The sequence below is a fragment of the Bradyrhizobium genosp. L genome, from assembly GCF_015624485.1.
Taxonomy (GTDB): Bacteria; Pseudomonadota; Alphaproteobacteria; order Rhizobiales; family Xanthobacteraceae; genus Bradyrhizobium.
This window is the reverse complement of sequence record NZ_CP061378.1, coordinates 3,031,740-3,055,507: the sequence shown is the minus strand read 5'-3', so window position 1 is coordinate 3,055,507 and position 23,768 is coordinate 3,031,740. Positions and strand designations below refer to the sequence as shown.

General features: G+C 63.8%; 24 protein-coding genes. 5 read left to right on the top strand and 19 right to left on the bottom strand.

What is annotated here, in order from left to right; translation table 11 throughout:
• Window positions 1–32: 32 nt before the first annotated feature.
• Window positions 33–518 (bottom strand): aromatic-ring-hydroxylating dioxygenase subunit beta, encoded by a 486-nt coding sequence (locus IC762_RS14180; RefSeq protein ID WP_195789393.1) that lies wholly within the window; start codon window positions 516–518, stop codon window positions 33–35.
• A gap of 10 nt (window positions 519–528) precedes the next feature.
• A complete protein-coding gene (locus tag IC762_RS14175; protein WP_195789392.1) occupies window positions 529–1,821 on the bottom strand; it encodes an aromatic ring-hydroxylating oxygenase subunit alpha in 1,293 nt (430 codons plus the stop codon).
• Window positions 1,822–2,041: 220 nt separating this feature from the next.
• On the opposite strand from IC762_RS14175, the gene IC762_RS14170 reads away from it, so the two are divergent.
• The 4 genes from IC762_RS14170 (at window position 2,042) to IC762_RS14155 (ending at window position 5,755) form a co-directional block, all read left to right on the top strand.
• Complete coding sequence (locus IC762_RS14170) at window positions 2,042–3,079, top strand: amidohydrolase family protein (protein ID WP_195789391.1); 1,038 nt, start codon at window positions 2,042–2,044, stop codon at window positions 3,077–3,079.
• A gap of 73 nt (window positions 3,080–3,152) precedes the next feature.
• Window positions 3,153–3,554 carry a hypothetical protein gene (locus IC762_RS14165; RefSeq protein WP_195789390.1) on the top strand — a complete coding sequence of 134 codons (402 nt, stop codon included), beginning with the start codon at window positions 3,153–3,155 and terminating at the stop codon, window positions 3,552–3,554.
• 97 nt (window positions 3,555–3,651) lie between these two features.
• The gene (locus tag IC762_RS14160; protein WP_195789389.1) at window positions 3,652–4,872 is read left to right on the top strand and encodes an ABC transporter substrate-binding protein; all 1,221 of its coding nucleotides are present in this window, start codon (window positions 3,652–3,654) and stop codon (window positions 4,870–4,872) included.
• A gap of 103 nt (window positions 4,873–4,975) precedes the next feature.
• Window positions 4,976–5,755 carry an SDR family NAD(P)-dependent oxidoreductase gene (locus IC762_RS14155; RefSeq protein ID WP_195789388.1) on the top strand — a complete coding sequence of 260 codons (780 nt, stop codon included), beginning with the start codon at window positions 4,976–4,978 and terminating at the stop codon, window positions 5,753–5,755.
• A gap of 82 nt (window positions 5,756–5,837) precedes the next feature.
• Here IC762_RS14155 and dhaK read toward each other — a convergent pair whose 3' ends face one another.
• The 12 genes from dhaK to IC762_RS14095 form a co-directional block, all read right to left on the bottom strand.
• The gene (gene dhaK, locus IC762_RS14150) at window positions 5,838–6,821 is read right to left on the bottom strand and encodes a dihydroxyacetone kinase subunit DhaK (RefSeq protein WP_195789387.1); all 984 of its coding nucleotides are present in this window, start codon (window positions 6,819–6,821) and stop codon (window positions 5,838–5,840) included.
• 36 nt (window positions 6,822–6,857) lie between these two features.
• Complete coding sequence (locus IC762_RS14145) at window positions 6,858–7,280, bottom strand: hypothetical protein (RefSeq protein ID WP_195789386.1); 423 nt, start codon at window positions 7,278–7,280, stop codon at window positions 6,858–6,860.
• A complete protein-coding gene (gene ptsP / locus IC762_RS14140) occupies window positions 7,273–8,892 on the bottom strand; it encodes a phosphoenolpyruvate--protein phosphotransferase (RefSeq protein ID WP_195789385.1) in 1,620 nt (539 codons plus the stop codon). Before ptsP ends, IC762_RS14145 begins: the two co-directional genes overlap by 8 nt.
• A 1-nt stretch (window position 8,893) precedes the next feature.
• Window positions 8,894–9,196, bottom strand: coding sequence for an HPr family phosphocarrier protein (locus IC762_RS14135; RefSeq protein ID WP_246801557.1), 303 nt, complete (start codon window positions 9,194–9,196; stop codon window positions 8,894–8,896).
• A gap of 31 nt (window positions 9,197–9,227) precedes the next feature.
• Window positions 9,228–9,620, bottom strand: a complete 393-nt coding sequence (gene dhaM / locus IC762_RS14130; protein WP_195789383.1) for a dihydroxyacetone kinase phosphoryl donor subunit DhaM — start codon at window positions 9,618–9,620, stop codon at window positions 9,228–9,230.
• A complete protein-coding gene (dhaL, locus tag IC762_RS14125; protein WP_195789382.1) occupies window positions 9,617–10,240 on the bottom strand; it encodes a dihydroxyacetone kinase subunit DhaL in 624 nt (207 codons plus the stop codon). Before dhaL ends, dhaM begins: the two co-directional genes overlap by 4 nt.
• Window positions 10,241–10,261: 21 nt before the next feature.
• Window positions 10,262–11,287, bottom strand: a complete 1,026-nt coding sequence (locus tag IC762_RS14120) for an ABC transporter ATP-binding protein (protein WP_195789381.1) — start codon at window positions 11,285–11,287, stop codon at window positions 10,262–10,264.
• Complete coding sequence (locus IC762_RS14115) at window positions 11,280–12,377, bottom strand: ABC transporter ATP-binding protein (protein WP_195789380.1); 1,098 nt, start codon at window positions 12,375–12,377, stop codon at window positions 11,280–11,282. The genes IC762_RS14120 and IC762_RS14115 overlap by 8 nt, the downstream gene beginning before the upstream one ends.
• A 4-nt stretch (window positions 12,378–12,381) precedes the next feature.
• A complete protein-coding gene (locus IC762_RS35775; RefSeq protein ID WP_195789379.1) occupies window positions 12,382–12,582 on the bottom strand; it encodes a hypothetical protein in 201 nt (66 codons plus the stop codon).
• Complete coding sequence (locus IC762_RS14105) at window positions 12,579–13,541, bottom strand: carbohydrate ABC transporter permease (RefSeq protein WP_195789378.1); 963 nt, start codon at window positions 13,539–13,541, stop codon at window positions 12,579–12,581. The genes IC762_RS35775 and IC762_RS14105 overlap by 4 nt, the downstream gene beginning before the upstream one ends.
• Window positions 13,538–14,473, bottom strand: a complete 936-nt coding sequence (locus IC762_RS14100) for a carbohydrate ABC transporter permease (RefSeq protein WP_195790125.1) — start codon at window positions 14,471–14,473, stop codon at window positions 13,538–13,540. Before IC762_RS14100 ends, IC762_RS14105 begins: the two co-directional genes overlap by 4 nt.
• 111 nt (window positions 14,474–14,584) lie before the next feature.
• Entirely contained in the window at window positions 14,585–15,943 is a 1,359-nt protein-coding gene (locus IC762_RS14095; RefSeq protein WP_195789377.1) for an ABC transporter substrate-binding protein, read from the bottom strand.
• Between the two features lie 616 nt (window positions 15,944–16,559).
• On the opposite strand from IC762_RS14095, the gene hutH reads away from it, so the two are divergent.
• Window positions 16,560–18,092, top strand: coding sequence for a histidine ammonia-lyase (hutH, locus tag IC762_RS14090; RefSeq protein WP_195789376.1), 1,533 nt, complete (start codon window positions 16,560–16,562; stop codon window positions 18,090–18,092).
• 31 nt (window positions 18,093–18,123) lie between these two features.
• On the opposite strand, the gene IC762_RS14085 is transcribed toward hutH, so the two are convergent.
• Genes IC762_RS14085 through IC762_RS14065 form a run of 5 tightly spaced genes read right to left on the bottom strand, consistent with a single transcriptional unit; the run spans window position 18,124 to window position 23,747 of the window.
• Window positions 18,124–19,800, bottom strand: a complete 1,677-nt coding sequence (locus IC762_RS14085; protein WP_195789375.1) for a tetratricopeptide repeat protein — start codon at window positions 19,798–19,800, stop codon at window positions 18,124–18,126.
• 4 nt (window positions 19,801–19,804) lie between these two features.
• Window positions 19,805–20,383, bottom strand: coding sequence for a UbiX family flavin prenyltransferase (locus IC762_RS14080; protein ID WP_195789374.1), 579 nt, complete (start codon window positions 20,381–20,383; stop codon window positions 19,805–19,807).
• A 15-nt stretch (window positions 20,384–20,398) separates the two neighbouring features.
• Window positions 20,399–22,057 (bottom strand): urocanate hydratase, encoded by a 1,659-nt coding sequence (locus IC762_RS14075; protein WP_195789373.1) that lies wholly within the window; start codon window positions 22,055–22,057, stop codon window positions 20,399–20,401.
• The gene (locus IC762_RS14070) at window positions 22,054–22,665 is read right to left on the bottom strand and encodes a glutathione S-transferase family protein (RefSeq protein WP_195789372.1); all 612 of its coding nucleotides are present in this window, start codon (window positions 22,663–22,665) and stop codon (window positions 22,054–22,056) included. The genes IC762_RS14075 and IC762_RS14070 overlap by 4 nt, the downstream gene beginning before the upstream one ends.
• A gap of 14 nt (window positions 22,666–22,679) precedes the next feature.
• Entirely contained in the window at window positions 22,680–23,747 is a 1,068-nt protein-coding gene (locus IC762_RS14065; protein ID WP_195789371.1) for an S-methyl thiohydantoin desulfurase domain-containing protein, read from the bottom strand.
• Window positions 23,748–23,768 lie beyond the last annotated feature (21 nt).

Genomic DNA, 23,768 nt, shown 5'->3' with positions numbered 1-23,768 from the left:
AAAACGAGAAGTCATCCGCCACCCGTCCTTGGCTAAAGCACGATACTGATGCGGCCGGCCGGCCGCAGCCCTTCGCTGCCGAGCAAGCAGCGCTTCTCCCGGATCTTCAGGCCTTCGCCGTCGGTCGCCAGGCGGTAGTTGCTGGTCCCGAAATACAGGTCGGTGGTGCCGTCCTTGGTCCGCAGGGTCTGGAAGACGCAGCTGACCTCGATCTCGTGATCGGTTCGGCTGCGGATCCGGACATTGCCGACCATTCGGCTGGTCTTCGAATGCGGAAACTCTGCATGCGCGGTGCGCTTCATCAGCCGCTTGACCCGCTCGCCGAGCCTGATGCGGTCGTCGGCGATGTAGAACAGATTGGTATCAGGCGAAGCATCCGCCGGCAGGTCGGTGCAGGGCACCTCATATTTGGCGTCGTCCGTGAACAGGGTCAGCCATTCCGGCAGCCGCCACTGATCCAGCAAATCGGCCTCGGCAAACAGAAAATCCTCGACGTCAGCACGGCTCACCGAATCCATGTCGGCCTCCTTAAGCGGCAACGTCTTTGACGCTGGGAACGGGCGTCGGGAACATCTGCCGGTTCCACTGGGTCCAGAACGCCCGCATCTGAAGCTCGTCATTGTGGGATGGCTTGTCCTTGCCCATGCCCTTCGAGATGTCGTTCCACAGCGCCTCCTTCGAATTCTTGAACCCGCGCTGGCAATGTTCGAGCGCTTCGGCATCGTCAGGGGTCGCAAACCCGCCGGGGCCAAGGAATTCGAGGAAGTTGTTAAGTCGGTATTTGCGCGCCCAAGCCGTTTCCTCGTTCGGTGCCAGCGCCCAGGCGTTGATGACCATGTAGTCGGGCGCCATCGGAAAATAGGTTCTGACGGTCAGGGCCATGATGTCGTTGACCACGAGATTGGGGAAAATGAACAGGTTGCGGTTCTTGAGCGCGATCCGGTCGGCGCGGTCCTTGCCATAGAGGGCGACCAGCCTGTCGTATTGCCGGGCGATTTCCGTTTTGCCGGCCTCGCCCCAGCCCGGGATCCACTGTGCGACCGGCCGGCCCCACGGCGCGCCATATTCCAGAACCGCGTGCCCGCCGCCCAGATCGTAACCGAAGCCGCCGCCGGTACCGGAGCTCATATTGTCGGTGCTAGTCATCAGAATATCGAAGTAGCTCGCATGCGTCGTGACCGCATGATAGCCGTCGATGCTGTTTTCGGTCAGCAGCTTCCAGTTGGCGCGGATCGAATATTCCTGACTGCCGGCCACGATCGACATGCCGGCCTCGGTCTGGTCGCAGATGACATCGAGATATTCCTTGGCGTTGCCGAGATACTGCTCGAGCGGCACGATATCAGGATCGAAGGAAACGAAATTGAAGTCGCGATAGCTTTCGTAGCGGGGCACCGGCTGCATGTTCGACGTGCTGCGGCCTTTGAAGTCCTCCGGATAGGAGTCCTCGCCCGGCTGCCCCCGCAGCTTTCCGTCGGCGCTGAAGGTCCAGCCGTGATAGAAGCACTGGAACGACTTGGCGTTGCCCTTGCGCTCGCGGCAGACCTGCGCGCCACGATGCGGACAGGTGTTCAGCAAAGCGCGAAGCCGCCCCTTCGAATCGCGCGTAAACAGGATGTTGCGGCCCGCAACCGGGCGGACGAGGAAGTCGCCGGGCTTCGGCAATTCCGAGGAATGGCCGAGATACAGCCAGCAGCGGTCGAAGATTTTTTCCTTCTCCGCCTCGAAGATCTCATGGTCGACGAAGTTGCGGCGCGCGACCTTGAAAATCCGTTGCGCCGGATCGACGAGCAAAGCTGGCTGGGCGTTATGCGCGCTCATGGCGTTGTCCCTCTGGCTATCCCGACGCTCGTGTTCGACAGCGTCGGCGTTTCATTCCCTTTGCCAATCCGGCAGTCCTTCTGACGCTTTAAACACGTCTTGACTCCAGATTAGAAACAATCAATCCTGTTTGTAAAGTAAAAACGCTGCTCGCGACCGGCCCACCCTTTCCAGGTCCGGTCGACGCAAAGAGTTTCGAGCAGCAACAGGGAGCGACGCAGTGGGCCCGGTGATCGATGTCCATACCCATGTCGTGCCTTCGCGGCTTCCTGCCGATTCCGGCCGGGATGCGCGATGGCCCAGCATCGCGCTGTCGGGCGGCGATCAGGCCGCGGTGATGATCGCAGGCAAAGTCTTCCGGAAGATCGATGCGCGGTCCTGGGACGTCGACCGGCGGCTCTCGGACATGCGCGAGGACGGCATCGACATGCAGGTGCTGTCACCTATGCCGGAACTGCTGTCGCATTGGCTGCCCGCCGGTGATGCCGAATACCTCGCGGACCTCATGAACGAACAGATCGCCGCAATGGTCTCGCGCGCTCCCCGCCACTTTGCGGGCATCGGAATGGTTTGCGCGCAGGACGTTCCCCGCGCCATCAGCCAATTGCAAAAAGTCAAGGCGCTTGGCTTCTCCGGAATTGAAATCGGAACGCACATCAATGGGGTCGCGCTTGGCAGCGATACATTGCTTCCGCTTTACGAGGCTGCAGAAGCGATGGATCTCGCACTTTTTGTGCATCCGCTGCACCCGGCCGGCGTGGACAGGATCGGATCTGGTCCAGAATTTGCGGCGATAGCGGCATTTCCGCTTGAAACCGCGCTAGCGTCGGTGTCGCTGCTCGCCGCTGGAATTCCCGAGCGTTTCCCGCGCTTGAGAATATTGCTCAGCCACGGCGGCGGGGCTCTGTCCTGGATATTGCCGAGACTCGAGGTCGGATGGTCGCTAGGCCTGAAGGGCCAGATGAAGCAGCCGCCTTCGAAGACCGCCCGTCAGTTCTGGTACGACACGATCCTCTATGACGCCTCTGCGTTGTCGTATCTCGCCGGTGCGGTCGGAAGCGATCACATCGTTGTCGGGTCGGATTATCCCTTCACCATCATGCAGAAGCAGCCCGGCGCATTTGCAGCGAGCACCCTGAGCGAAGCGACACTCACGGAAAATGCCTTCGCCTTTCTCGGCCGAGATCACGACGCGAAGGAGCTTACGGGTTCGATGGCAAGGGATACCGGATCGAAGCAGGGGAGCCGCCGTGGTTGAGTGCCGGTCGCTGCCGCAGATGTGCCTGCTCGGCCCGATCCCTCCGCGTACGCCGGGTCGGAGCGACGCTCAGGTGCCATCGGACTCCAACCGCGGCGAAAGCAAGTACGGCCGGATACCCTTTATCTATTTCTATCAGAAGGACGCGAAAGCCGATCCTGCCTTCGGACTTCTGGACATCGAGATTTCAATCCAGCGTCGCGGCCCCAGATCGTTTCAGTTCGAAATCTACTGCATCGGCGACGGTTATCAGAGCGGGCGCGGATCGAGCGCGCCACAGCCGCTGGCGATCGAGTTTCGCGTCGGCGCCCGCGCCGTCGCCAAGGCGGAATGGTCCTACCCGACGGTTCTCGACGGCCATATGGATCCACTCAGCTTTTCGGCCGGCATCGAACTCAACGACGCAGATTTCCAGGACATCGATAGCGCCTTGCTTCCGTCCGTGCGGGGCGAGGTGACGATACGTCTCGAATAGACCGAGTTGCCTAGTTCAAGTCTGTGAAAAGGCGACGCGGAGCAACGCGTGGCTTGAATAATAATTGCGCGTCAGGGCGCCACACATGGGGAGAAACATGCGATTGAGCATCACCCGACGCCGCGCGCTTGCGGTCACCGCTTCGGCACTCGCAACACCATTCCTCTTGTCGCGCCAGGCGCGAAGCGCCAATGACGAGGGCATCACCGATATCGAAATCAAGCTCGGATCGACGGCGACCTATAGCGGACCCGTCTCGGCGATCGCCTCCTATGGCGAAGCGCAGGTGGCTTATTTCAAGATGATCAACGATCGCGGCGGCATCAACGGCCGCAAGATCAACTTCATCTCGCTCGACAACGCCTTCTCTCCGCCCAAGACAATCGAGCAAACCCGACGGCTGGTCGAGTCCGACGGCGTGTTCGCGGTCGCCGGCGCGCTCGGCACGCCGACCAACGCCGCGGTCCAGAAGTATCTCAATTCCAAGAAGGTCCCGAACCTGTTCTTCACGTCGGGCTCCGAGCGTTTCAACGATCCGACCAACTATCCCTGGATCGTTCCGCTCTATCCCTCCTATGTCGCGCAAGGCGCGATATATGCGCGCTTCCTGCTTGCGACCAAGCCGAACGCGAAGGTCGGCGTGCTGTACGAGAACGACGATCTTGGGCGGGATTATCTGCGTGGCTTGAAACAGGGACTTGGCGACAAGGCGTCGACAATGATCGTTGCCGAGAAGTCTCATGAGACCACCGATCCGACGATCGACAGCGCCGTCATTTCAATCCAGGCGGCGGGTGCGGACACATTCCTGCAATTCACCAACCAACGCTATGCCGCGCAAGGTATCCGCAAGGCGGCAGCTTCAGGCTGGAAGCCGCTGCAAATCATCTGCTCCAATGCGGCGAGCATCGGACAAACATTGGTCCCGGCGGGCGTCGAGAACTGCAAGGGCATCGTTTCCGCGCGCTGGGAAAAGGCGCCAAGCGATCCGGCATTCGCCGGCGACCCGGGCGTCCAAGAATTCAAGCGATTCGCGAGCCAATACATGCCGCGATACAGTCTGGACGATCTCAATGCGATCCCCGGCTACAACTGCGCCTGTGCGATCGCCGAGGTGCTGAAACGTTGCGGCGACGAGCTGACACGGGACAATCTCCTGAAGCAGGCGACCTCGCTCAAGGACCTTGCCTTGCCGATGCTTCTGAATGGAATCAAGGTGTCGAATTCTTCGACCGACTACGCCGCTTTCCATGCCATGGAACTGATCCAGTTCGATGGCGAGAAATGGGTTGGCCAAGGCGGCGTGATTCAGATCTAGCCGCTCGAATGATCGATTTGGTCGTGGACGGACGGCAGACAGAATCTTCGCCACGGTCGACGCGAGCAAGAGCTTCCACCGCTTTCATCAGGATCGGAATACAATGGATCTCGGAATCAAGGGGCGCACCGCGCTGGTTTGCGCCGCGAGCAAGGGGCTAGGTCGCGCGTGTGCAGAAGCGTTGGCCGCCGAAGGCGTCAACCTCGTGATCACGGCGCGCAGTCCGGAACTCTTGGAACAGACGGCGACGGAGATCCGTCAACGATTTTCCGTCACGGTTGTCACCGCCGCCGGTGACGTCACCACTGAAGGCGGCCGCGCAGCCGCCCTGGCCGCCTGTCCGGTTCCCGATATCTTGATCAATAACGCCGGCGGACCGCCGGTCGGCGACTGGCGCAGCTTCGAGCGCGATCAATGGTTGGCCGCAGCCGACGGCAACATGGTCGCAGCGATCATGCTCATACGCGCAGTGATCGACGGCATGGCCGAACGCAAGTTCGGGCGGGTCATCAATATCACGTCCGCGATGGTGAAGCAGCCGCACGCTGCTTTGAGCCTGTCGGTCGCGGCGCGCATCGGGCTGACAGGGTTCACCAAGGCTATCGCGGCCCAATATGTGGGGGCGAACGTGACGATCAACAGCCTGTTGCCCGAGCAGTTCGAGACCGATCGGCTGCGCTCCAACATCCAGAAGTTGACCGCCAAGAGCGGTCGGACGCTCGATGAGGAAGTCGCCGCGGCAGCCGCCAGCAGCCCCGCCAAGCGCATGGGACGCGTCGAAGAATTCGGCGCCGTGTGTGCCTTTTACTGCAGCGTCCATGCCGGTTACCTGACCGGCCAGAATGTCATGTTGGATGGCGGCCGCTACCCTGCCGTCTTCTAGCGAGCTGCCTCGCTAATTCGATCGCGTCGAGCCTGGCTTCCGCCCGACCCGGAGCCGGCCGTTCGTCAAGTTGCGACCACGGTCACCATTTCAACGCAGCTGTGCGCACTGGCTCGTCCCAAAGCGCTATCGTCTTAGCATCGAGCAGGCTCACGGTGAGCGAGCAGCCGGCCATGTCGAGCGACGTGACATAGCTGCCGACCAGCGAGCGGGCGATGCGCAGGCCGCGCCCTTCGAGCATCCGGCGCGCCGCGTTGTACATCAGATAGAGCTCGATCGTCGGCGTGCCGCCGAAGCCATTGACCAGCAGCAGCGCCTCGGTCCCGGGCCGCGCGCCGAGGTCATCAGCGATGGCGGTCGTCATCTCCTGGGCGATCGCATCGGCCCGTTCGAGCTTGACGCGGCGGCGGCCCGGCTCGCCGTGGATGCCGACGCCCATCTCCATCTCGTCCTCAGCCAGTGCAAAAGTCGGCGTGCCCGCGGCCGGGACGGTGCAACTGGTCAACGCCACCCCCATCGAGCGCGTCTGCGCGTTGACGCGTTCGCCGAGCGCAACGCAGGCTTTGAGATCGGCGCCCTTCTCGGCGGCCGCGCCGACGATCTTCTCGACGATCAGGGTGCCGGCGACGCCGCGGCGGCCAATGCTGTAGGTCGACTTCTCGACCGCAACGTCATCGTCGGTCACGATGGTCGCAGTCCGGCCTTCGGCGATCTCGGCCGCCATCTCGAAATTCATGCGATCGCCGGCATAGTTCTTCACGATGAACAGCACGCCGGCGTCGCCCGCGACCGCCTGCGCCGCCTCGACGATCTGGTCCGGCGTCGGCGAGGTGAAAACCTGGCCGGGACAGGCGGCATCCAGCATGCCGGTGCCGACGAAGCCTGCATGCAGCGGCTCGTGCCCGCTGCCGCCGCCCGACACCAGCGCGACCTTCTTCGGGTTCAGCTCGCGGCGGCGAACGAATTTCCGCTCGGCGCCGAGCGTGACGAGATCGGCATGCGCGGCCACAAAGCCGTCGAGGCTCTCTGCGAGCACATTGTCGACCGCATTGATGAACTTCTTCATGATGTCCTCCCCTCCTTTTTGGTCGGCGTTATCGGCCTATTTTTCCCGCATGATCGCAATCAGGCGCCGCGTGAATTCCTGCAGCAGCGCATCGAGCTCGGCATTGCGCTTGGCGCTGCCGAGGTCAGGCAAATGCAAGGTCAAGGTCCGCTCATGCGATCCTTCGCTCAAGCGCCCGACGCGGCGCGGATGCGCGCGGGCATAGGCGCGGAGGAAGGCCGTCTTCGCCTGCGGCGGGAAGTGGCAGACATCGAAGATCGTGTTGAGATGCTGCACCGGAATCGGCACCGGATAGGCCGGATTGCTGATCTGGCTGACGAAGCTGCGGTTCTTGCCCATGGCGTGGGCCAGCCGTAGCCGCATGCCGGAGGGGCGGCTCTCCAGCACCTCCTTGAAGATGCGCTTGTAGACCGCAACCGCGCCGGCTTCAGGCGCGTCATCGCCCGCCGCGTCAGCCAACGCCGCCTCCGCTGCTGAGCCGGTCGATCGTGTGCTTGATCTGCGCCAGCGCCGATGCATTCACCGACAATTCACGCAAGCCGCAATTCAGCAGCGCGGGCAGGCAGCGCGGATCGCCCGCCATGTCGCCGCACAGGCTGACGCTGATGCCGGCGCGCCGGCCATGCTCGGCGGTCCGCGTGATCAGTTCGAGCACAGCCGGATGCAAGGGGTCCATCAGGGGTGCGAGAGCTCCGTTGGAACGATCGCAGGCCAGCACATATTGCGCGAGGTCGTTCGAGCCGATCGAGAGGAAGGAGGCCTTGAAGCTCGCAACCGACAGGGCCGCCGCCGGAACCTCGACCATGATTCCGAGCTCGGGCAGCATCGCGGCAATGCCGTCTGCCTGCAAGCGCTGCACGATGTCGGCGAACAGCGTCCGTCCCGCCTCGAGCTCATCCGCCGACGTGACCATCGGGAACATGACCTTGAGATTGCCGCGCATCGCCGCCCGCGCCAGCGCCCGGAGCTGAACCGCAAAGATTTCGGGCTTGGCCAGGCACAGCCTCAAGCCGCGCACCCCAAGGAACGGATTTGCCTCGCCGTCCAGCGTGAAGCCCGGTACCGGCTTGTCGCCGCCGGCATCGAAAGTACGGATGGTGACGGGCCGCGGTCCGGCCCAGCGCAACACCGAATCATAGGCCTGGAACTGCGCCTCCTCGTCCGGCATGGCGGCCCGATCGGCGAGCAGGAATTCGGTGCGCATCAGGCCGATGCCATCGGCATACTGCGCGTCCGCATGATCGAGATCCTCGACGCGCTGGATGTTGATAAGGAGCTTGATGTGCTCGCCGCGCCATGAGGCGGTCGGGCGCCGCAGGATCGCGCGCGCCGATGCCCGGCTCTTGCGATGGCTGTCGCGCCGCTTCTCGAACAGGCGAACCTGCTCCGCGCTGGGATCGAGCTCCAGCGTTCCGCCTTCGCCGTCGAGCAGCGCGGTCGTGCCGCTATCTGGCATGGTGCCAAGCTGCACCACCATCGGAATGCCGCGCGCCCGCGCCAGCATCGCGACATGGCTGGTCGGGCTGCCGCGCAACAGCGCCAGGCCGCCACCACCGGACCAGTCGATCTCGAGGAACCGCGACGGCGGCAAATCGTCGGCACAGACCACGCCGCCGCTCGGGATTTTCAGCGGCTGGCCCTGGTCGCCGCGCAAAATGTGGATCACGCGGTCGCGCAAATCCTCAAGGTCGGACGAGCGCGCCTTCAGATAGTCGTCTGGTGCGGAATTATAATCCGCGATCTGCGCGTCGAGCGTCGAACGCCACGCGACGTCGGCCGGGCTGCCCTCGCCGATCGAAGCGAAGATCGCCTCGATCAGATCCTCATCCTCCAGCAGCGCGACCTGGAATTCGAGGATCTGTGCGGCCTCGCCGCCGGCGCTGGCGGCAAGGTCTGCGATCTGCCCGCTCGCGGTGTCGATCGCGTTGCGCAGGGCCAGCGCCTCCTCGACCAGCGTGCCGGCCACCCGCTCGCCGCCCGATCCCGCATCGACGCGCACGAACGGGCCATGGGCAAAGCCGATCGAGGCGGTCCTGCCGCGGTAAGCCAGCGTTGCAGCGCCTGCCTGCATGCTACGGCGCTCCATCCGGAAAATCGGTTGCGACCAGATCGACCAGCGCCGCGACGGCCGCTTCGGCGTCGCTGCCGGAGGCCTTGATCTCGATCGTGCTGCCATGCGCCGCGCGCATCGCCATGATCTTGGCCACGCTTTTGGCGTTGATCCAATCCGGCGCACCTTCGACCCGCACGGAAATCTGCGCCTCGAACTTCTTGGCGAGCTTGGTGAGCTTGACCGCTGGGCGCGCATGCATGCCCACCGCATGCACCAGCCGCACGTTGCCGGTGAAGATCTGTCCGTCCGCTTTATCAAGCATGCTCATCATCCATCATCGCTTCGCCGACGCTTCAGTCGGCAGAGAGTTCCTCGGCCACGGCCTTCACCTGGGCCAGCGAGCTGCCGCCGGCCGCTTCGGTTGCCGCCATCACGGCGCCTTCTACGATCGGCGCGTTGCAGACGACGACGAGCTCACGCCGCGCCGGCTCCAGCATCTCGACCGCCATTTCGCTGTTGGTCTCGGCGCCGCCGAGATCGACGAGCACCGCGACGCCCTTCGACGACCAGGCGTCGTTGATGGCGTCGATGATCAGCGGCACGCTGGTGCCAAGGCCACCGTCGGGATTGCCGCCGCAGAAAGCCACCCTGACCTCGCTGCCGACCATCTGCCGCACCATGTCAGCGGTGCCCCTGGCGATATCCAGGGAATGCGAGACGATCACAATGCCCACGGTGTCGGTCATCGCTGCGCCTCCAGGCCGGAACACACCGCGTCCAGCAGCACGCAGCTCGACCGCGCGCCCGGATCGACGTGGCCGACGCTGCGCGCGCCAAGGAATGACGCCCGCCCCTTGGTGGCCTGCATCGGCGCGGTCCGCTCGACCGCTTCCGACGCGGTGGTGCGCACCCGCGCAATCAGATCCGGCTGGCCGGCGCCAGTCTTCAGCGTCTCCAGCACCGGGACGAGCACATCGAGCATGGTCTTCTCGCCGATCTGCGAGCGGCCGCGCGCGCTGACCGCGTTCACGCCGCTGCCAAAGACCTCGGCGAGATCGTCGGGCAAGTCTTTGTCATGCGAGAGCGCCTCGCCGGCGGCGAGGAAGAAGCTGCCATAGAGCGGCCCCGATGCGCCGCCGACCGTCATCACCAGGGTCTTGCCGATCATCTTGAAGGCTTCGTCGAGCGGCTGCGCCGAGATGGCATCGAGCTTGCCCAGCACGGCCTCGAAGCCGCGCTTCATGTTGGTGCCATGGTCGCCGTCGCCGATCGCCTGGTCCAGGCGCGTGAGCTCCGGCGCGCTGGCGATGACCTGCTCCGCGGCCGTCTTGAGCAGCGACTTAAGTGTTTCCGGTTGCACCGACATCGATTCGAACCTCTCGCTCCTTTAATGAACCGCAGCGCCGATGCGCCGCCCGGCACAGTCGAAACACAGCGGATGCACCAGCTGCAATTCGACCTCCTGGCCGGCCCGCAACGGTTGATGCGGGTCCGCGAGCGTGACCAGCGTCTCGCCCTTATAGTCCAGGTGAACGTGATTCTGCTCGCCGAGGTGCTCGACACGATGCACCCGGCCGACCATCTGCCCGCCATTGCGCGCGGCGATTTGAAGGTGCTCGGTGCGGATACCGACCGTCTCGGTCCCCTGCGGTATCGCCACGTCCGAGAGCAGGCGCGCGGGTAGGAAATTGATCTGCGGCGTCCCGAGCCGCGAGGCGACGTAACTGCTGGACGGGTTTTCGTAGATCTCCCGGGGCGTGCCGAGCTGAAGCAACTGGCCGTCCTTGATCACACCGATTCGCGAGGCCATCGTCATCGCCTCGACCTGATCGTGGGTGACGTAGAGGATGGTCGCACCAAGCTCGAGCTGAATCCGCTTCAGCTCGAGCCGCAGCTCGGCGCGGAGTTTTGCGTCGAGCGAGGACAGCGGCTCGTCCATCAGATAGATCGAGGGATCGCGCACCAGCGCGCGGCCGATCGCAACCCGTTGCATCTCGCCGCCGGACAGCCTTGTGGCGCGGTTGTTCAGCTTGCTGGCGATATGCAACAGCTCCGCGGTCTGCTCGACGCGCTTGCGGATCAGCGGCTCAGGCACCCGCCGCGCAGGCGAGCGTAGCGGAAACGCCAGATTGTCGTAGACCGACAGATGCGGATACAGCGAGTATTGCTGGAACACGAACGCGATATCGCGCGCGCCCGGCGGGTCATGCGTCACGTCGCGGCCGTCGATCATGACCGAGCCGGCGTCGGGGCTCTCGAGCCCGGTGATCAGCCGCAAGGTCGTGGTCTTGCCGGCACCGCTCGGCCCGAGCAGGACCACGAACTCGCCGTCGCTCACGCTGAGCGAGAGGTCCCGCACCGCCTCTACCGCACCGAAGCGCTTGCTGATGTTGCGCAGGGTGACGTCAGCCATGGCGAACGCCCTCCTCGCCGGCAGTCCGGATCGCAAGCCCGCTGCCGACATCGAACAGCGCCAGCCGCTCGGGTCGGAATTCGAGACCGATGGTCTCGCCGATCTGCACCGACGCGCTGGACGGCAGCCGCGCCGCGACCCGCCCATACGCCGTGTCGACGGTGACGATCTGCGTGGTGCCGAGATATTCCGCGCCGAACACCTCGCCGCGGACGGCGCCGGCGTCGGCGAAGCGGATGTGCTCCGGACGGATACCGAGCGCCAGCGGCGCGCTGGCGCGATCCTCGCGGATCTCCGGCACCGCGATCCTTGTGTTGTGGAAGCTGATCGCGCAGTCGCCGGATTGCAGCCCGCCCTCGAAGCGCAGAAAATTCATCGGCGGCGAGCCGATGAAGTCGGCGACGAACATGCTCGCAGGCCGGTCATACACCTGCTGCGGCGTGCCGATCTGCTCGACGCGCCCCTTGTTCATGATCGCGATCTGGTCGGCCATCGACATCGCTTCGAGCTGGTCGTGGGTGACGTAGACCGTGGTCGCCTTGATACGATCGTGCAGGTCGCGCAGCTCGCCGCACATCAGATGACGAAACTCGGCGTCGAGCGCGCCCAGCGGCTCGTCCATCAGGAAGGCTTTCGGCCGCCGCACCATGGCCCGTCCGAGCGCGACACGCTGCCGGTCGCCACCCGACAGCTTCGAGGTCTTGCTCGACAGCAGATGCTCGATCCGCAGCAGCCGCGCCGTCTCCTGCACTTGCACGCGGATCTCGCGCCGCCCCATGCCCTGGCACTTCAGGGGGAAACCGATGTTCTCGCCGACATTCATGTGCGGATAAAGCGCGAACAGCTGAAACACGAACGCAATGTCGCGGGCGGCGGCGCGGTGGAAGGTGACGTCCTCGCCATCGAGCAGGATCTTGCCCTCGGTTGGCAGCTCGAGGCCGGCAATCATGCGCAAGGTCGTGGTCTTGCCGCAGCCGGAGGGCCCGAGCAGCGCGAAGAAGGTGCCGTCGTCGATGGTAAAGGTCGAGCCTTCCACCGCCGTGAACTGATCGAACGATTTGCGCAGATTTTCGATGCGGATCTGTGCCATGGCGCTATTCCGGAAAATGGCTGACGATGACGTAGCCGACCGTGCCGGCGAGGATCGTCACGAAGGAGTAGCCGTACAGATCGATCGACCAGGGCTGCACCAGCATGACGATGCCGCCCCCGATCAGGGTCATCGCGACGGCCTCCCAGCGGGAGCGCTGGAACAAGCGATGCAAGGCCCCTCTGGCAACCACAGAGCCGCTCATTTGCGCACCGCTCCAAAGGTGATGCCGCGCAACAGATGCTTGCGCAACAGCACGGTGAACATGACGATCGGCACGACGAACAGCGTGGTCGCGGCCGCCACCGCCGGCCAGTCCTGACCACCCTCGCCGATGATGAAGGGGATGAAGGGCGGCATGGTCTGCGCCTCGCCACTCGTCAGCAGCACCGCGAAAGCGTATTCGTTCCACGAGAAGATCAGGCAGAAGATCGCGGTCGCCGCAATACCGGTCACGGCCTGTGGCAGCACCACCTTGCGCAGCGCCTGCAGCCGCGTGTAGCCGTCGACCAGCGCCGCCTCCTCGTACTCCCGCGGGATTTCGTCGATGAAGCCCTTGAGCAGCCAGACCGCGAGCGAGACGTTCACGGCGGTGTAGAGCAGGATCATGCCGAGCCGCGTGTCGGTCAGGTTGAGCTGCCGGTACATCAGGTAGATCGGGATCGCGACGGCGACCGGCGGCATCATCCGCGTCGAGAGGATGAAGAACAGGAGATCGTCCGCTAGCGGAATGCGAAAGCGCGAGAACGCGTAGGCCGCCAGCGTGCCGAGGAACACAGCGAGGAAGGTCGAGCCGAAGCCGATGATCAGCGAGTTGACGAAGCGCGGCACGACCTTGGAGGGACCCGCGATCACCATGTCGTGCTTACGGACCAGCTTGTCGTACCAGGTCTCCGGCGGCGGCAGCTTGGCGATGAAGTCAGGCGTCTGCCGGGTGCGCACGGTGAACAAATTGACATAGCCTTCCAGCGTCGGCTCGAAGATCACCTTGGGCGGATAGGCGATGGCGTCGCTCTGCGACTTGAATGCAGTGGCGACGATCCAGAGCAGCGGCAGGATCGTGATGACGGCATAGAGGATGACCAGCGCGCCGGCGAACCTCTTGGCGCGCGGAGAGGCCTCGACGATGGAGTGGGCGGTGGATCTGGCAACAGCAGCGGTCATCGTTGCTTCACCTTGTTGAGCGTTTTGACATAGATGTTGGCGGCACCGAACACGGTCACGAACAGGATGATGGCGAGCGCAGAGGAGTAGCCGGTGCGCCATTTCTCGAACGCCGCGCGCTTCAGCGTGATCGAGACGAGCTCGGTGGTCGACCCCGGCCCTCCCGAGGTCAGGAGATTGACCATGTCGAACATCTTGAAATTCTCGATCGCACGGAACAGAACCGCAAGCATGAGGAACGGCACCGTCATCGGCAGCGTGATCGACCAGAACTGCCGCCAGGGCGAGGCGCGGTCGACTTCGGCAGCTTCATAGATGTAGTCGGGGATCGAGCGCAGGCCGGCGAGGCAGATCAGCATCACGTAGGGCGCCCACATCCAGGTATCGACCAGCACGATGGTCCATGGTGCAAGCGAGACCTGCCCAGTCATGCTGAACGAGCTCGGCGGCACGCCGGTGAACAGGCTGATCAGATAGTTGAACGGGCCGATCTGGGGCTGCAGCAGCAGCGTCCAGAAGTTGCCGACCACCGCCGGCGAAAGCATCATCGGCAGGAGGATGATCGTGGTCCAGAAGCTGTGGCCGCGGAACTGGCGGTTGATCAGGAGCGCAAGGCCGAACCCGACCACGACCTGCAATGCCACCGAAGAGATCACGAATTGGGCGGTGGTCTGCAGCCGGAACCAGACGTCCTCATCGGAGAGGATGTCGCTGAAATTATCTGTTCCGACGAACCGCAGCGGCAGATAGGACATGCTTAGGTTGAGGCTGGTGAAGGACAGCCGGATCATCCAGATCAGCGGGAAGATGTTGATCGCGAGCAGCAGCGCGATCGTCGGCGTCACGAACAGCCACGCAATGGCGCGGTCCGAGAGGCCGCGGACGCGCCGCGCGGCGCGGGATTTGGCGGGCTCGCTCACGCCCGGGATCATAGCATGATCGGGTTGCAGGATCGTCGTCATCTTGTCCATCGGCTGGGCTGGGTCGGCTTCCCCGAGGGGCCCTCCGGGAAGCCGGTTCAGTTGGTTTGCGAAGGCGCAGGTCTATTGCGAGGCGACTTCCTTGCCCTGCTCCTTGAACACCTTGGTCCAGTCCTTGACCAGGAGATCGAGCGCCTGCTGCGACGTGCCCTTGTCGGCGACGACGTAGTCATGCACCCGCTTCTGCATGTCGAGCAGCAACTGCGCATAGGACGGCTCGGCCCAGAAGTCCTTGACGATGCCCATCGACTCCAGGAATTGCGGCGCGAACGGCGCGCTCTTCGGGAAGTCAGGCGCATCGACCACCGCCTTCAGCGCCGAATAGCCGCCGATCTGCCACCATTTCTGCTGCACGGCGGGCTGCGCGAACCATTTGATGTAAGCGAGCGCGTCGTCCTTGTGGTCGGAGCTCGCGACCACCGAGATGCCCTGTCCGCCGAGCTGAGTGAAGTGCCCCTTCGGGCCGGCCGGATTGACGAAGAAGCCGATCTTGTCGCCGCCGACATTCGGATCCTTGTAGAGGCCGGGGAAGAAGGCGAACCAGTTCATCTGCATCGCGACCTGGCCGGACTTGAAGGCATCAAGCCCTTCCTGCATGTAGGCATTGGTCATGCCCGGCGCGGTGCAGCACTTGTAGAGCTCCTTGTAGAATTCGAGCCCCTTGGCCGCCTCGGGCGAATTGACGATGCCCTGCATCTGGTACGGCTTCTTCGGATTCTCATAGTTGAAGCCGTAATTGTAGAGCACGTTGGTCACGCCCATGGTGATGCCTTCCGAGCCGCGCTCGGTGAAGATATAGGCGCCATAGACCTTCTTGCCGTCGATCTCGCGGCCCTGGAAGAATTCGGCGATTTGCTTCAGCTCGTCATAGGTCTTCGGCGGCGCCAGGTCGCGGCCGTACTTGGCCTTGAACGCCGACTGGATCTCGGGACGCGCGAACCAGTCCTTGCGGTAGGTCCAGCCCACCGCGTCGGCCATCGCCGGCAGCGCCCAGTAGTTCGGCGTGTTCTTCGGCCATTGCGAATAGCCGACCACCGTCGCCGGGACGAAATCTTCCATCGAGATCTTCTCTTTGTCGAAGAAGTCGTTGAGCTTGACGTACCACTTGTTCTCGGCGGCGCCGCCGATCCATTGGCTGTCGCCGATGATCAGGTCGCAGAGCTTGCCATGGGAGTTGAGCTCGTTGAGAAAGCGGTCGGCGTAGCTCGTCCACGGAACGAACTCGTATTTCATCTCGATGCCGGATTGCTTGGTAAAGTCCTTGCCCAGCTCGACCAGCGCGTTGGCGGGGTCCCATGCCGCCCAGCACAGCGTAAGCTGCTTGCCCTGCGCGGCAGCCTCGCCTCCTCCGAATATCCCCAGCAGCGCGGCCCCAAGGACTGCCGTCGCCGCAGAGCTGCCTAGCCATTTGAATCTTCGCATGTCCGTTTCCTCTCTCGTTGATGCATCTAACCCACGCTGCGTCCTCCCTGCCGGAGCGACGCCAAGAACCTGAAGCCGAGTTGAGGAGCGATGGGCGAAAGACGAGACAGCTCCCTCCGAAACCTTTGTTCGGACGGGACGGGCTCCTCCCACACATCAGCTCGATGCGATGTTTAGTTTTTCTTATTGACTAAACGTATTACTAAATTTCGGCGGCCGTCAAGCAGCTTTCGCACGAGCCCAGGAGGGAATTTCGCATCTGCCAACGCAGCGCCGTGGTGCAGCGAAAACCCTTCTGAATTAGCCACCAGCTTGATCATCGATCCGGCACTCGGCGGATTTTTCGTACCGCTAGATTGAAGTAAGAGGCGGAAGCCGAGCCCTTGGGGATGTTTAGCAAAACACTTTACTGAACGTTCAATAGAACGATGTCTCCGGGAAAGACCGATGCGCAACGCCAGCGCGTATCGGAACTTGCTCGCCCGGCAACGACGCGAATTCCCGATAGCCGCAAGAGCCACCATTCTTTTGCGGCGCTATGGTCGCATAGATGATCGCGAGGTAGAATCGGGCGGAGAGCACGGCCGGGCACAGTTGCGCTGGCACGGAGTTGCAAGTGAACGACATCCTTCTGCGGCCAGGACAAGTCCTCCCCAGCGAATGGAGCAGCATCTATCGTGGGGCGGGCGTTCGCCTCGATCCCGCCTGTTTGCCTGTCGTTGAACGTAGCGCGGCTGCGGTCGCAGCCATTGTCGCGAAGGGCGCTCCTGTCTACGGGATCAATACGGGGTTCGGAAAGCTCGCCCGAGAACGGATCGATGCCGGTGACCTGGAGAAGCTCCAGCAGAACCTCGTCCTTTCACACGCAGCTGGAGTCGGCGAGCCCCTTCCGGTCGAGACGACCCGCTTGATGATGGCACTCAAGCTCGCCAGCCTTGCTCAGGGCGCCTCGGGAGTGAGGCCTACGAGCCTGGCTATGCTGGAGGCGCTTCTCGCACGCGGATTGACGCCAGTGATCCCGTCGCAGGGTTCCGTTGGCGCTTCAGGCGATCTTGCGCCCCTGGCGCATCTGGCCACCGCAATGATCGGCATCGGGGAAATCTTCGTAGCGGACGCCCGTGTTCCGGCGGCGACGGCCCTGGCCAACGCCGGGCTTACCCCACTGGAGTTCGGTCCAAAAGAAGGGTTGGCGCTGCTGAACGGCACGCAATTCTCGACGGCCGTCGCGCTTGCCGCATTGGTCGAAACCGAGAACCTATTTCGTAGCGCACTTGTTACCGGCGCACTTTCGACCGACGCTGCCAAGGGTTCGGACACCCCCTTCGACCCGCGCATCCATCTGCTGCGCCGACACGTCGGCCAAATCGAGACCGCGAATGCGCTGCGCGCACTCATGGCGGGATCCGCGATTCGCGCGTCGCATCTTGTCGGCGACGAGCGGGTCCAGGATCCGTATTGCCTCCGGTGCCAGCCTCAGGTGATGGGCGCAGTCCTCGACTTGCTGCGGCAAGCCGCCTTGACCCTTGCAACCGAGGCGAACGCCGTCACCGACAATCCGGTGATCTTCCCCGACGATGGCGCGGCGCTTTCGGGAGGTAACTTCCACGCCGAACCCGTGGCGTTCGCCGCAGATATGATCGCATTGGCGATCTGCGAAATTGGCTCGATCGCCGAGCGCCGTCTCGCCATGCTGATTGACCCCGCTCTATCGGGCCTGCCCGCATTCCTGACCCCGAAGCCGGGGCTTAATTCCGGCTTCATGATTCCTCAGGTGACGGCCGCCGCGCTCGTCTCGGAAAACAAGCAGCGCGCCTTTCCGGCCAGCATAGATTCCATCCCCACGTCAGCCAATCAGGAAGATCATGTCTCGATGGCGGCACACGGTGCGCGGCGTCTTCTGCCAATGGTCGAGAATGCAGTCGCGGTGATCGGCATCGAGTTGCTAGCGGCAGCCCAGGGCTGCGATTTCCACGCGCCGCTTGCGTCCAGCCCGGCGCTCGAGCGGGTGCGCGCAACGGTACGCAAGGACGTTCCCCATCTCGATAACGACAGGTACTTCTACCCGGATCTTCAGCAGGCTATCGCGATGGTGCGTAGCGGCACGATCGCAGCCAGTGCGGCGGTCCCGCTGCCGGCGATCTTCTCGTAATCCCGCCTGCACGCAAGCCTTTGGGCGCGGCTCAATGGCAGCAGTGGTTCGCCTTCAGCGAGCTGGCGGTCGTGCGGCACATGCAGGACGAATTGATCGGAACGTCTGCCAACGCCGTCGCGGCTTCCAGTTTCCTCGAAACCGAAGCCAGCTCGACCGTCTCGTTGCGGTGTTCGAGGCATTCAGCCAGACCACGCAGCGCCCAGACATTGTCGGGGTGCTGCGCGCAGCGTTGGATTTTCCCGCTCAGCCCCAGATCGTCGCGATAGACCTGCTCGGCTTCGGCGAAATGGCCCTGCTCCGCCAACAGCGCCGCAAGCGCATGCCGCGGTGGATGCATCCACGCCCAGGGCTCGACATATTCCAGATTGTCGTCGCGAACGACGGCCTCACGAAGGCACTCAAAGGCGCGCGTATAGTTCCCCTGGTGATAGTTCAACTCACCGTCCAGCATCTTCTCAGCCACGCCCAGGATGCTGCGTGCGCTGTTGTTGAAGACCTTCCGCTGCGGCGGGATGCGCGCGAGCGACTGATGAAAGTGCGTACGTTCGGCCTCGGCTTCGGGGAACTGGTTCAGTGTCGCATGCGCGACCGCCTTGGCGTAGTGAAGCATGGCCGTCGAGACGGGATAGAGGCCTGGATCGCCGGGCAGCGGCGCGTCGATGATGTCCTGCCAGCGCCCGAACCGGACCATCACGTGCGCTGTCATCGAGTAATAGCCCTCGAGGCTCGTCGAGAACTTCGGTCGGCCTGCAACGCGCAGAACGTCCGTCGTGATCATGCTGCGCAGCTTGTCCGCGGCGGTGGTCGCATCGCCGTACCGGCCCATGAACATGGAGGCGTGCATCATGAGCAGGAGATCGTGCGCGCAGGCTGTCGTGTACGGGGTCAGCGGTCCCGCATAGGCCAGGAACTTGTCATTGGCCACGATCGCTTTCTCGCTGGTGAGCCTCGCGCTCTCGTAATCCCCGATCAGCATGTAGACGTGCGCGGGCATATGATTGAGATGACCGGCATCCGGGCATAGCGGGCCAAGCGCCTGCGCCGACGCCAGCGCACGCTCGGGTTCGTCGGACATTTCGAGGATGTGGATATGCAGGTGCAGCAGCGCAGCATGCTTCGGAGCACGTGCGATGCCGCGCTCGCAGGCATCGAGCGCTTCGACGACATCAGAGTTCGATGCCGGCGCGCCGGTACGAACATCCCAGAGACGCCGCGGGGTGCGCGTGATCAAGGCCTCGACGTACAAAGCGACGACGTCACTGTCGTGGGGATGCTGCTGATAGACGCTACGCATCTCCGCCGCATAGGCATCGTCCCAGCGATCGTACTCCTCGGGCGCAACCGGATGCGGTCGTTGCACGCGGCTGGCCTGCGCCTCAACCAGGCGATTCTCGAGCTCGGTTGCACCATGCGCCAGTTCGCGAGCTCTTTGGATATGGGCGTAGGCCGTGCCAGTCGCCGCAACCGCCTCCGGCTCGCCGAGATCCCGCCAGGTCAGATTGTAGAACGGCCCGCTGCCATAGGCGACGCCCCAATGCGCCATGACGCAGTCCGGGTCGAACTCGAGCGCCCTCCTGAAGCATTTGACGCCTTCCGCCTTGTTGAAGGCGAAGCACCAGTTCAATCCGGCGTCGAACCAGCGCTGCGCGTCCGGCGACGCCGTCGATACTTTTCGCGAGTGGCTGCCGAGGTTGAAGCGATCCATGAGATTACCGATCTTCGCCCCATCGGGGCACCCCGCCGATGTCTATGTCGAAGAGGTCCAGCATCCGCCCCACCGTATGGTCAACCATCTCCTCGAGCGACCGCGGCTTGGTATAGAACGCCGGCACCGGCGGCGCGACGATCGCACCCATCTCCGACAGCGCGGCCATCGTCCTGAGATGGCCAGCATGCAGCGGCGTTTCGCGGACCATCAGCACCAGCCGCCGTCGTTCCTTGAGCGTGACATCCGCTGCCCGCGTCAGCAAGGTCGAGGTCACGCCGGTCGCGATTTCCGACATCGACCGGATCGAGCATGGCGCGACAATCATGCCAGCGGTGCGAAACCCGCCGCTGGCAATCGCCGCGGCCATGTCATCGATGCGGTAGGCGGTGTGGGCGGCCGCCTTGACCTCGGCGACCTTGACTGAGGTCTCGTGGGCGAAGGTCACCTCCGCAGTCTTCGACATCACCAGATGGGTTTCGATCCCGGAGTTGCGGAGCAGTTGCAGCGTGCGCAGCCCGTAGACGACGCCGGACGCCCCGGAAATGCCGACGATCAGCCGTCGCTGCGCACTAGCATTCATCGGCGCGGCCCTCCTTTACTCCGACAAGCCCGGCGGCACCGTCGCCGAGAGGCCGAACCGGTCCGCCTGCTCGATTGCGATGTCATAGCCGGCGTCGACAAGACGCAACACACCGATGCCGGGATCGCCGTCGAGCACGCGTTTCAGTCTTTCCGCCGTGGCCGGATTTCCGTCGGCGACGATCGTGACGCCGGCGCTGACACCGCGGCCGCCCAGACCGTGGATGGCAACGAGATCGGCGCCATTGGAGCAGTTCAGGAGCGCGTTGAGAAGCGGCCAATCCGAGATCGCATCCGAGCCGTCTTTCATGTTCTCGGTCTCCCGGTAGGGAAGCGCCGCAGAGCCGGAATCGAGGTGATCGCGGGTGAAGGCGATCGGCGCCGAGATCCTGCCGCTGGCAACGGCGTCGTTGACCAGCAGTGCAAGCCGGCTGCGCTCGCCATAGCCGAGCCAGCCGATGCGGGCAGGCAAGCCGGTGAACTTGACGTGCTCGCGCGCCAGCCTGATCCAGGACGAGATCGGGTGGTTCGACGAGAAGGTCTCGAGGATCATCTCGTCGATCGTATAGATGTCCTGCGGGTCGCCCGACAGCGCGATCCAGCGGAACGGTCCCATTCCCTGGCAGAACAGCGGTCGAATGTAGAGATCGACGAACGAACCCATCCGGAACGCATCCTCCACGCCGGCCGAATGGGCCTCGGCGCGCAAGCTGTTGCCGTATTCGAAAGCGATCGCGCCGCGATCCATGAAGCCAAGGATCGCGCGAAGATGGCCGGCGACCGACTGCCGTGCCAGCGCCATCAATTTCTCGGGATCATCCTGCCGCATCGCGCGCGCCTGCTCGACCGACAATTCAGCGGGCACGTATCCCTTCAAAGGATCCGGGTAGGTCTGGTCCGTCACGATGTCGGGCACGATGCCGCGCCGGGCCAGTTCCGGCAGCACGACCGCCGAGTTCGCGCAGAGCGCCAGCGCCAATGGCTGCTGCGCATCCCGCGCGGCAAGCCAGCGCGCGACCGCCTCGTCGAGATTGTCAGTCGTCGCATCGCAATAGCCGCTGGCGATGCGGCGGTCGATCCGCGCCGCATCGACCTCCACCACCAGCGTCGACGCACCGGCGAGCTTTCCCGCCAGCGGCTGGGCACCGCTCATTCCGCCGCAGCCCGAGGTCAGCAGCAGCCGGCCGGCCAGCGTGCCGCCGAAATGCTGGCGCGCAACTGCCATGAAGGTCTCGTAGGTGCCCTGCAAGATGCCCTGGCTGCCGATGTACTGCCAGGCGGCGGCCGTCATGCCCGGGTAGATGGTCAAGCCCATATCGTGGAACTTGCGCACGTGCTCCTCGTCGCTCCAGCCGCCGACGAGGTTGCCGTTCGCCATGATCACGAGCGGTGTCGTCGCCTGCCCGGGAAACACACCGATCGGCTTGCCCGACTGCATGACGAGGGTCTGATCCTCGCGCATGCTGGTGAGCGCCGCCACGATGCGATCAAAACTCTTCCAGTCGCGCGCCGCGCGCGCCACCGACATGTAGATCACGAGATCGTCGGGCGCTTCGCCATTCTCCAGATTGTTCTCCAGCATGCGCAGGATCGCTTCCTGCCGCCAGCCCTTGCAGCGTAGCTCGGTGCCGCGCCCGGCCTTGACGTCCCTGCCACGGCGTACGGGAATGTTCATGCGTCTGTCTCCTCCACCAACGGGACCCAGCCGGGCTGCGCCTTCACCCGCGCGAGCCATGCCGCGATCGCCGGAAATCGTTCCATCTCGTAGCCGCCCTGATGCGCCATCGAGACGTAACCGAACAGGCCGATATCCGCGATGGTGTAGCGGCCGTCCACCAGCCAATCATGTGATGACAGCCAGACATCGGCTTTCGCCAGCGCCGGATAAGCGCCTTCCTGAAAATCGGCGATGCGGCTGGCCATCTGATCGGCAATGCCACGCATGCGATAGAAGCGCGGCAATGCCAGTGCGCGCAACAGATCGGCCTGTTCGAAGGTCAGCCAGCTCGCGACCTCCGCACGGAGGAAGCGATCATCCGGCAGAAACCGCGTTCCTTCGGCGAGATACAGCATGATGGCAGCGGACTCGACGATGGTGCGGCCATCCTCGAGCTCGAGCACCGGCACGCGCGCGAAGCGGCTCTTGGCGCGGAACGCCGGATCTGATGTCGCGCCCTTGGCGAGATCGAGCGTGACGCGCTCGAACGGCAGACCGAGCTGCGTGAGCAGGATGCGGACCTTCCAGGCATTTCCCGATAGCCGGCTGTCGTACAGACGCAGCATGATCGTCCCCCTACTCAGAGATATGAACGCATATCGACACCCATGGCCTTCTCGACTTCCGGGAATACCGCGGGATCGAGCGCACCCTTGCCGACCGGGAATTTGGACCGATGGGCGACAATGACGGCGACATGCGCGCCCGGCTTCGATTCCGAGATCGAGATCACCTCGCCGGTGTTCGGATCGAGCGTCCCGATCATGTCCGGGAAGGTCGCGACCCGCTTGCCACCGAAATCGGCGGTCATGAACTCGTTGTAGACGCCGAGCACGGCTTCGCCGCCGCTGCCGCGCACCCTCATCTGGCCGAGATCGAAACCGCCGCCATAGGCAACGGTGTTCTCGGTGACCTCGCCTTCGACCAGCAGCTCGCCACCGAGGAACTCGACGGTGGCGCGGATACGATCGGCGCCACTCGCTGCCAGCATGGCGCGGCCGAGGTCGAGCTGGAACGTGATGGCGCCCGGTGCGCCATTCTCCTTGATGTAGCCGGCACTCAACGGTCCACGCGCGGCGTAGATCAGCCCGCCGTTGATCACCGCCGCCTGCCGCATCATGTTCGAGGTGCGGACGATGTCTCCGTCGACGACGACGGCAAATTCATTGTTCTCCGCTCTGCTGCCGCTGCAGCCGACCTGCGTGATCGAAAGATCCAGCCGCGACGCCAGCCCCATGCCGCCCATCTTCACCGTCGGATGACCGCGCCCATTGGAGGCGGCATCGACATAATCGAGCCCGAGTGCGGCGGCGACCAGCCAGGCGTTGAACCCCGGCACATGACCGCAGATCACGCCGACCGGCGGCCGTTCGAATCGCTCGATCAGGCGCCGTGCCGCGTTGATGCTGTCGCGCGGGCGGATCGCCCAATTGGCAAAGCCGGGTGCGCCGACCGCGGTGGCCGTGATCACAGGCGCATCCGGATCGAGCTCGTCGATGCCGACCAGCCGCACGCCGCCATAGTCAAGCGCCATCTGGCCAAGCCCGCGGTTCTTGGCAACGGCGTTGCGACCGCTGCCGCCCGCCGACAGGAACAACCCGCCGACGAGCCCGGCCTCCACATCGTCCGCTGTCAGCATTCGTGCCATGTCTTCTTCCTTCTTATTGTG

Excerpts from the sequence above, each read along its gene's own strand:
- IC762_RS14180 (WP_195789393.1), bottom strand. The coding sequence starts at position 518 with ATGGATTCGGTGAGCCGTGCTGACGTCGAGGATTTTCTGTTTGCCGAG.
- IC762_RS14175 (WP_195789392.1), bottom strand. The coding sequence starts at position 1,821 with ATGAGCGCGCATAACGCCCAGCCAGCTTTGCTCGTCGATCCGGCGCAA.
- IC762_RS14160 (WP_195789389.1), top strand. The coding sequence starts at position 3,652 with ATGCGATTGAGCATCACCCGACGCCGCGCGCTTGCGGTCACCGCTTCG.
- IC762_RS14155 (WP_195789388.1), top strand. The coding sequence starts at position 4,976 with ATGGATCTCGGAATCAAGGGGCGCACCGCGCTGGTTTGCGCCGCGAGC.
- dhaK (WP_195789387.1), bottom strand. The coding sequence starts at position 6,821 with ATGAAGAAGTTCATCAATGCGGTCGACAATGTGCTCGCAGAGAGCCTC.
- ptsP (WP_195789385.1), bottom strand. The coding sequence starts at position 8,892 with ATGCAGGCAGGCGCTGCAACGCTGGCTTACCGCGGCAGGACCGCCTCG.
- IC762_RS14135 (WP_246801557.1), bottom strand. The coding sequence starts at position 9,196 with ATGCTTGATAAAGCGGACGGACAGATCTTCACCGGCAACGTGCGGCTG.
- dhaM (WP_195789383.1), bottom strand. The coding sequence starts at position 9,620 with ATGACCGACACCGTGGGCATTGTGATCGTCTCGCATTCCCTGGATATC.
- dhaL (WP_195789382.1), bottom strand. The coding sequence starts at position 10,240 with ATGTCGGTGCAACCGGAAACACTTAAGTCGCTGCTCAAGACGGCCGCG.
- IC762_RS14120 (WP_195789381.1), bottom strand. The coding sequence starts at position 11,287 with ATGGCTGACGTCACCCTGCGCAACATCAGCAAGCGCTTCGGTGCGGTA.
- IC762_RS14115 (WP_195789380.1), bottom strand. The coding sequence starts at position 12,377 with ATGGCACAGATCCGCATCGAAAATCTGCGCAAATCGTTCGATCAGTTC.
- IC762_RS35775 (WP_195789379.1), bottom strand. The coding sequence starts at position 12,582 with ATGAGCGGCTCTGTGGTTGCCAGAGGGGCCTTGCATCGCTTGTTCCAG.
- IC762_RS14105 (WP_195789378.1), bottom strand. The coding sequence starts at position 13,541 with ATGACCGCTGCTGTTGCCAGATCCACCGCCCACTCCATCGTCGAGGCC.
- IC762_RS14100 (WP_195790125.1), bottom strand. The coding sequence starts at position 14,473 with ATGATCCCGGGCGTGAGCGAGCCCGCCAAATCCCGCGCCGCGCGGCGC.
- IC762_RS14095 (WP_195789377.1), bottom strand. The coding sequence starts at position 15,943 with ATGCGAAGATTCAAATGGCTAGGCAGCTCTGCGGCGACGGCAGTCCTT.
- IC762_RS14085 (WP_195789375.1), bottom strand. The coding sequence starts at position 19,800 with ATGGATCGCTTCAACCTCGGCAGCCACTCGCGAAAAGTATCGACGGCG.
- IC762_RS14080 (WP_195789374.1), bottom strand. The coding sequence starts at position 20,383 with ATGAATGCTAGTGCGCAGCGACGGCTGATCGTCGGCATTTCCGGGGCG.
- IC762_RS14075 (WP_195789373.1), bottom strand. The coding sequence starts at position 22,057 with ATGAACATTCCCGTACGCCGTGGCAGGGACGTCAAGGCCGGGCGCGGC.
- IC762_RS14070 (WP_195789372.1), bottom strand. The coding sequence starts at position 22,665 with ATGCTGCGTCTGTACGACAGCCGGCTATCGGGAAATGCCTGGAAGGTC.
- IC762_RS14065 (WP_195789371.1), bottom strand. The coding sequence starts at position 23,747 with ATGGCACGAATGCTGACAGCGGACGATGTGGAGGCCGGGCTCGTCGGC.